Source organism: Piscirickettsia salmonis LF-89 = ATCC VR-1361 (assembly GCF_000297215.2).
In the GTDB taxonomy this organism is placed as follows: Bacteria; Pseudomonadota; Gammaproteobacteria; order Piscirickettsiales; family Piscirickettsiaceae; genus Piscirickettsia; species Piscirickettsia salmonis.
On record NZ_AMFF02000116.1, the window covers coordinates 4,850 to 12,310 of the forward strand.

The window sequence follows — 7,461 nt, forward strand, 5'->3', positions numbered from 1 at the left end:
CTTAACACAAAACTAAAAAGAAAACATCGTTTTTCCTTATTGTATTTTTTAACCTCCTGATATTATGTCAGAAACTATTGATCGAGCGCTATATCAAAATAATATTGCCGGCACATTAAGTTTTAATCACTTTGATAAAGCTAATCATAATGCCAAAATTGGCTATTGGTTAGCACCCTGTTATCAAGGTCAAGGATTAATAACCACAGCATGCCAGAAATTTATAGAGTATGGTTTTAATGCACTTAATTTAAAGTGCGTAGAAATTCACTGTGCGATCAATAATATCAAAAGCCAAAACATCCCGATACGCCTGGGCTTTACTAAAACAGACGATCGGCAAGAGGAAATAAAACTTGCAGACAATCAATACGCTGATGCCATTATTTACAGTTTAGTAAAACATTAAACCGACATAGCAACACTTAAGAGCATAATACCTAAAATAGATAAAACAAACATCTTGCGCGACCAGGTAATGTTACTATCAGAGCCTAAACCCTTAATCGCAAGAACAAGCCAAGAGAGTCCAAATACACAGGCAACACTTAAATAAATATAGCCGGCATAGCCAAATATTGTCGGCAACAAGACCACAATAGCAAAAAGTACTGTATAGATGCACATGATTACTTTCGTATGCTCAATACCTTTTATCACAGGTAACACAGGAATATTTGCAGCTTTATAGTCTTTTAAACGAAAAATAGCAATCGCATATGAGTGCGGCATTTGCCATAAAAATAATATCGCAAATAAAATCATCGCCCCAGCATCAAAGCGATTAGTCGTTGCACAATAACCGACAACAGGTGGTACAGCACCAGAAATCGCACCAATAAAGGTACCATGAATCGATGTACGTTTAAGCCATAGGCTATATAAAACGATATATACAAATAATCCAACCAGAGCAACAATAACAGTTAGTCTATTCGTAAAAAAATAAAGAAAAATAACACCTAATACTCCTAATGCAATGCCATAAAGGATCATATTTGCATTAGATAATAGCCCCTGGGCAGAAACACGCCGTTTAGTCCGGGCCATCAATTTATCAATATCTTGATCAATACAATTATTAATAACACAGCCACAAGCAATCACCAATGACATCCCAACGATGGTTGCAACAAAGGTAATAAAGCTAAAACTTCCCTGACTACCAAGAAAATAGCCACCGCAAGCGGTGACTATATTTCCAAAAATAATGCCTGGTTTGGTAACAGAGAGTAGTCGCAATTAATGTACCATGTAGTAATTCAAATTATACATAATCCATAAAGAACCACCGATAACCACAACGGTAACCAAAATAGTAAAAGCAAATGTCAGCATATCCCAACGCGCATTTTCTGTCCGTGTATTTAAGCCAAAAAAGCAAACTAACTGTACTAATAATAGCACAGCCAGAATAATCAAAAGGACTAAAGTCACGCCCGTAGAGCTCAGCGCCTGTTTACTCACTAATAAGGTCGCAACGGCAAATAACACCGCTGATAAAATAAAACCAAGGGCATAATTTCTAAGTGACTTACCTAGATTTTTCTTTTCATTTGTAGCAACTTCATAATGACCTGACATATCACGCAATCCCCATCATATAAACAACAATAAAGATGAAAACCCAGACAAGGTTTAAGAAGTGAAAAAACATCCCCATACACGCTAAGCGTGTTTTCATAACGGTTGTCATCCCTTGCATAAGAAACTGAACCACTAAGACTAGCGCCCATAATACAGCAACAGCAACGTGAATCATATGAATACCCACTAAGCTAAAAAATGCCGATAAAAAAGCACTTTGCTGCCATGTGTGATGATTATGCAGTAATACAGCAAATTCATGTAGGGTCATAAAAACAAAAATAACCCCTAAAATTGCCGTAACAACTAACCATAATAAAACACGACAACGGCTGCCTGCCTGTGCCGCCGTTGAGCCAATTCCATAAGTAAAGCTACAGGCCAATAAGAACAAAGTCGTTAGAAATACATAGCCAGGACTAGCAATTTGAGCGATGCCAATATTGCCATAGGTCTGATCTTTAAGCACGATATAGCAAGCGAATAACGCTGCAAACATAACGCAGTCACTTAAAATAAAGGTCCAAAAACCAAAAAGAGATTTGGAGCCATCGTCATGATGGTGCTCCTCATGATGGGCATGATTTACAGTTGTCGCTGTCATGATGTTGCTCCGCTTAGATGTTTAACTTCAATGGCTTCAACATCTTTCGCTTTCACATAATAGTCAATATTAAAATTAAAGGTTCTTGCAAGTACACAAAGAATAATTGCAATACCAGAAATGCTATAGAGCCACATGATTTCCCAGACCATAGCAAAACCAAAGATCAAGCTCAAAATACCAATAATAAAGCCTATGCTAGTATTTTTTGGCATATGAATATCCTGGTACACTGGCTTTTCTGGCGTCTTGCCAGACTTTCTTTGTTGCTCTTTATCTTCCCAGAAAGAATCACGACAAGTGACCGTCGGAGTAATAGCAAAATTATAAAATGGTGCCGGCGATGGAATAGACCACTCTAATGTTCTAGCATCCCAAGGATCGCCAGTCACATCACGATTCTCATGACGCTGCTTAATGCTGACAACCAATTGCAATACTTGGAAGATAACGCCCAACAAAATAACCGCAGCACCAATCGCAGCAACGACGAGGTAAATATGCCAAGCGGTATCAGTATAATGATTCAAACGACGCGTCATCCCCATGATACCGAGAATATACAGCGGCATAAAGGCAAGATAAAAACCAATGAACCAACACCAGAATGAACACTTACCTAATTTCTCATTTAAAGTAAAACCAAACAATTTCGGGAACCAATAGCTATAGGCTGCGAATAAACCAAAAGCAACACCGCCAATAATCGTATTATGAAAGTGAGCCACTAAAAATAAGCTATTATGGAACTGGAAATCAACGCCAGGTACCGCCATCAGTACTCCGGTCATGCCACCCACCGTAAAAGTAATTAAAAAGCCAATACTCCACATCATCGGTACCGAGAAGGTAATCTTACCGCGGTACATGGTCGCAAGCCAGTTGAAAATTTTAACCCCCGTTGGAATAGAAATAATCATTGTTGCAATACCAAAGAAGGAGTTCACATCAGCGCCTGCACCCATGGTAAAGAAGTGGTGTAACCAAACAGTAAAGGCTAAAAATGCGATGACAAAAGTCGCCCAGACCATTGCCGCATAACCAAAGATTGGTTTTCTACTAAAGGTTGCAATAATTTCAGAGAAAATACCAAAGGCTGGCAAGACCAGAATATAAACCTCTGGGTGACCCCAGGTCCAAATCAAGTTGATATACAACATGGCATTACCGCCAAAATCGGAGGTAAAGAAGTGCATACCAAAAAAGCGATCAAAGAATAATAGCAATAAAGTAATATTTAAGATTGGGAAAGAGATAATGACCAAAATCATTGATGAAAGGACTGACCAAGTGAAAATTGGCATTCTCATCAATGTCATACCTGGACAACGCATTTTAATAATCGTTACAAAGATATTAATCGCGCCAATTAGCGTACCAATGCCTGAAATCGATAGCGCCCAAAGATAATAGTCAACACCCACTCCAGGGCTATAAGCCAATTCAGACAACGGCGGATAAGCAAGCCATCCAGTTGCCGCAAATTTACCAACAAGTAAAGAAATATTGACTAATAAAGCACCCGCGGTCGTCAACCAAAAACTCAAGGAATTTAAGTAAGGGTAAGCGACATCACGCGCACCAATTTGCAAAGGCACAATGATGTTGACCAAACCAAAAACAAAGGCCATGGCCATAAAGAAGATCATGATGACACCGTGCGCGGTAAAGACTTGGTCATAATGCTCAGGGGGTAAATAACCTAAGTGATGACCAAACGCCAAGGCTTGTTGTAAGCGCATCATAATGGCATCAGAAAAGCCTCTAAGTAGCATGACAAAAGCCAGAATAATGTACATGATACCAATTTTTTTATGGTCAACGCTGGTCAACCATTCTGTCCACAGCCATTGCCACTTTTTAAAATAAGTCAAAGAACCCAGCACGGCCAAGGCCACAATGGCAATAAACGTGCCTGCGCCCATAATGATTGGGTTATCATAAGGGATTGAATGTAGTGTCAATCGCCCCAACAGTAATGTATCAAGCATACTCGTGTCCTACAATTAATTACAGATGTACTTCTGGTCCAGTATTTTTAGGCATTGCCTCACCTTGAGGCGGCATCATAAAGCTCATGATGACCTTTTTGAATAAGCCTGGCATGACTGATGAAAAATATTCTGGCGGATGATTTTCACTAGGAACAACTAATTTTTTATATTCTGCATTTGTTAATTGATGAGGAGATGCTTTAACAGACGCCACCCATCGATTAAAATCATTTGCAGACGTCACTTTAGTAATAAAACGCATACCCGAGAAACCATCACCACTAAAGCTGACCGAACGACCACGATATTCACCAATTTTATCAGCCATCATATGCAGCTTAGTTTGCATACCACTCATCGAATAAATTTGGCCAGCAAGCTGCTGAATCTGAAACGAGTTCATCGGCGCATCCGAAGTCACTAAGAACTGTATCGGCTGATCCACCGGGAATTGTACGTAGTTAACGGTTGCAATGCCTTGCTTTGGATAGATAAACAACCATTTCCACTCCAGTGAAATCGCTTGAATCGTAATCGGTTCTACAACCTGCCCATCACGCTTTACGTCCAATGGTCGATATGGATCCAACTTATGTGTCGTATCCCAAGTAATCACTGCTAAAATAGCAATGATAATAATTGGAACAGCCCACCAGATAATTTCTAATTTAGTACTGTGAGTAAACTCAGGCGTATATTTCGCTTCAGTATTAGAAGCGCGGTAACGTCTGGCAATCACAGGGATGGCAATCAACACAGGAATAACAACGATCAGCATCAAGGCGACCGCAATAATAAAGAGCTTCATCTCCTGCGCTGCAATTGTCCCTTGAGGATCAAACAGCATTGTCTTACAACCATTTAAAGATAAAATAGCGAACAACAAACAGAGAAAAGCAGGGATCTTATGTTTGATATTTTTCTTAAGCATTTTTTTTACATCAGAAATAAACTTCATTAATTCTATATCCCGTACACGCTAGTATCAGCGATTACTATAAACCACTTTCTCAAGCCCAAAGTTATGCGAACATTCATTAGAGGTGCTTTTGAAATTGCCTAGAAGGTACACCATTTTTCAATAATTATCAATTGTGATTTGCTACTAGCGGTGTTCATTAGCACGTTCTAATGCTATGATGACAAGCCCTTACGTCAAGAAATGATTTAAAGGTAACATGAAGCATGACTGTAGAGCTTCACACTAATGATATTAATTCACATTATCAACCAACAGATAATATAGACAGCTTATCGGGTAAGCGCCAAATGAAATCAACCTTCTCTTTGGCCAGCCTCTTTGGCCTACGCATGCTTGGGCTATTTATGATTTTGCCTATTTTTGCCCTTTACGCTAATCAACTTCATGGGGCAACGACCTTATGGGTGGGACTTACTCTTGGCGTTTATGGTGCAACCTCATGCCTTTTCCAGCTGATCTTTGGCTGGGCCTCCGATCACTTTGGCCGTAAAAAAATTATTGCCTTAGGCTTACTTATTTTTGCAATCGGCTCCCTTATTGCCGGACTTTCTGACTCGATTTATGGTGTTTTTATCGGCCGAGCTTTACAAGGCGCAGGGGCCATCGGCTCTGCCACACTGGCGCTGATCGCTGATTTAACCAAAGATAAACACCGTACTAAAGCCATGGCCACTGTCGGCATGACTATTGGCTTTTCATTTGTCATTGCGATGGTATTAGGCCCCTTACTTGTCGGCCATATCGGCCTCAGTGGTCTCTTTTACCTTACTGGCGCCCTAGCACTGATTGCCATTATTGTTTTATATAAAGTCGTCCCGAGCCCCAAGCGCTCCATTACTCATGAGGGCAATACAGCACGTTGGTCTCAATTTAAAACAGTAATGACTAGCCCGCAGCTCCTGAATTTAGACTTAGGTATTTTTACCTTACATGCTGTATTAACGGCCAGCTTTATGTTTATCCCCTTGGATATGCTCCATCAACTAAGCCTTGATGCCCATGAGCAATGGATGGTTTATTTACCTGTCTTTATTGTTTCAGTTATCTTCATGGTGCCATTTGTCATCATTGCTGAGAAAAAGCGCCATATGAAGGGTGTATTGTTAGGCATGATCGCCTTAATGCTCATCTCACAGATTGGCGTTTGGCTGTTTGACAGTAATCTCCCAGGTATCATTATTTCCCTAATGTTGTTTTTTACAGCCTTTACTGTATTAGAAGCCTTACTGCCTTCATGGATTTCTAAAGTCTCACCGGTTGCAGCAAAAGGTACCGCCATGGGCATTTACTCAAGTAGCCAATACTTAGGAGCTTTTATTGGTGGCTCTATCGCAGGATTGTTATTATCGTGGCACAATAGTACCGCGTTAATGATCATTATTTTAGTCGCTCTTGCCGTTTGGTGGATATTAAGCTTCCTACAAGCCAAACCACCGCATTACAGCAGCCGACTCATTCATGTTGGCGCTCTTAATGCACAACAAGCTGCCACGTTACAAGCAACACTTGCCAAACGCCCAGGTGTCGTTGAAGTGATGGTTGCCAAAGAAGAAGGAACCGCTTACCTGAAAGTCATTGCAGATTTATATCAAGATAATGATAATCAAGCCCAAGCAACTGAGACTTAAACTTAGATTCATCAATAGCATAAATTATAAAAATTCTAAAATAATTAATAAAATTTAAAAATAGCGAGCCATCGGGAAGATTAGCTTCTTCCTTATCGCTTTCTAATACTCTAACAACTATTTAAGTTAGATAACTAAACCACAATAAATTCATCTTATTTTAATCAAAATAAAAAAATACTTTTTATAAACTTTATTGAAAATTAGCCTTTAAAAAAATAATTAAAATATGGTTGAAAAATTCATATTTTTTATATAAAAATATACCACAGAAATAATATTCTTGATGGGAGCGCAACATGCCAAAGAAAATTTTTATATTTGACATAGATGAGACATTACTTTGTCGTGGCAAAAGCTTATATCGACTAAACTCAGTTGAAATAACTCGTTCAAGCTATGACCCTTATAGTAAAAGTGCGCCCTCCGTCATCTGAAGTGCAACACTCAGTAGAGAGTTCATATTCATACAGATAAACTCTCTAGTTCGCCTTTTGACTTAGAGGGTAGAGATGGTTTATCGGCACTTAAATGAAAAAGATCGTTTTTATATCGAACAACGGTTATCAGAGGGAGACTCGCTCAGATCAATTGCTAGAGCACTTGGCTTTTCTCCTAGCACGATTAGCCGTGAGATTAAACGGCACACCCCAATCGATTTTAAAG

The 7,461-nt window shown here is 39.4% G+C and carries 8 protein-coding genes; 3 read left to right on the top strand and 5 right to left on the bottom strand.

Going from position 1 to position 7,461, the window contains the following annotated elements; all coding sequences use genetic code 11:
* The first annotated feature begins 64 nt into the window (after positions 1 to 64).
* Entirely contained in the window at positions 65 to 409 is a 345-nt protein-coding gene (locus tag C200_RS11230) for a GNAT family N-acetyltransferase (protein WP_016211291.1), read from the top strand.
* On the opposite strand, the gene cyoE is transcribed toward C200_RS11230, so the two are convergent.
* Genes cyoE through cyoA form a run of 5 tightly spaced genes read right to left on the bottom strand, consistent with a single transcriptional unit; the run spans position 406 to position 5,143 of the window.
* Entirely contained in the window at positions 406 to 1,242 is an 837-nt protein-coding gene (gene cyoE / locus C200_RS11235) for a heme o synthase (protein ID WP_016211297.1), read from the bottom strand. The genes C200_RS11230 and cyoE overlap by 4 nt on opposite strands.
* On the bottom strand, positions 1,243 to 1,584 hold the full coding sequence (locus C200_RS11240; RefSeq protein ID WP_016211294.1) for a cytochrome o ubiquinol oxidase subunit IV: 342 nt from the start codon (positions 1,582 to 1,584) through the stop codon (positions 1,243 to 1,245).
* Position 1,585: 1 nt separating this feature from the next.
* On the bottom strand, positions 1,586 to 2,191 hold the full coding sequence (locus C200_RS11245) for a cytochrome c oxidase subunit 3 (RefSeq protein WP_016211298.1): 606 nt from the start codon (positions 2,189 to 2,191) through the stop codon (positions 1,586 to 1,588).
* A complete protein-coding gene (gene cyoB / locus C200_RS11250) occupies positions 2,188 to 4,182 on the bottom strand; it encodes a cytochrome o ubiquinol oxidase subunit I (RefSeq protein WP_032126720.1) in 1,995 nt (664 codons plus the stop codon). Before cyoB ends, C200_RS11245 begins: the two co-directional genes overlap by 4 nt.
* 19 nt (positions 4,183 to 4,201) lie before the next feature.
* Entirely contained in the window at positions 4,202 to 5,143 is a 942-nt protein-coding gene (cyoA, locus tag C200_RS11255) for a ubiquinol oxidase subunit II (RefSeq protein ID WP_016211299.1), read from the bottom strand.
* 227 nt (positions 5,144 to 5,370) lie between these two features.
* Between cyoA and C200_RS11260 the strand changes: the two genes are divergently transcribed.
* Both C200_RS11260 and C200_RS15075 read left to right on the top strand, forming a co-directional pair.
* Positions 5,371 to 6,795 carry an MFS transporter gene (locus tag C200_RS11260; RefSeq protein ID WP_016211292.1) on the top strand — a complete coding sequence of 475 codons (1,425 nt, stop codon included), beginning with the start codon at positions 5,371 to 5,373 and terminating at the stop codon, positions 6,793 to 6,795.
* A 512-nt stretch (positions 6,796 to 7,307) separates the two neighbouring features.
* On the top strand, positions 7,308 to 7,461 hold a 154-nt coding region (locus C200_RS15075; RefSeq protein WP_155274395.1), incomplete at its 3' end, for a helix-turn-helix domain-containing protein.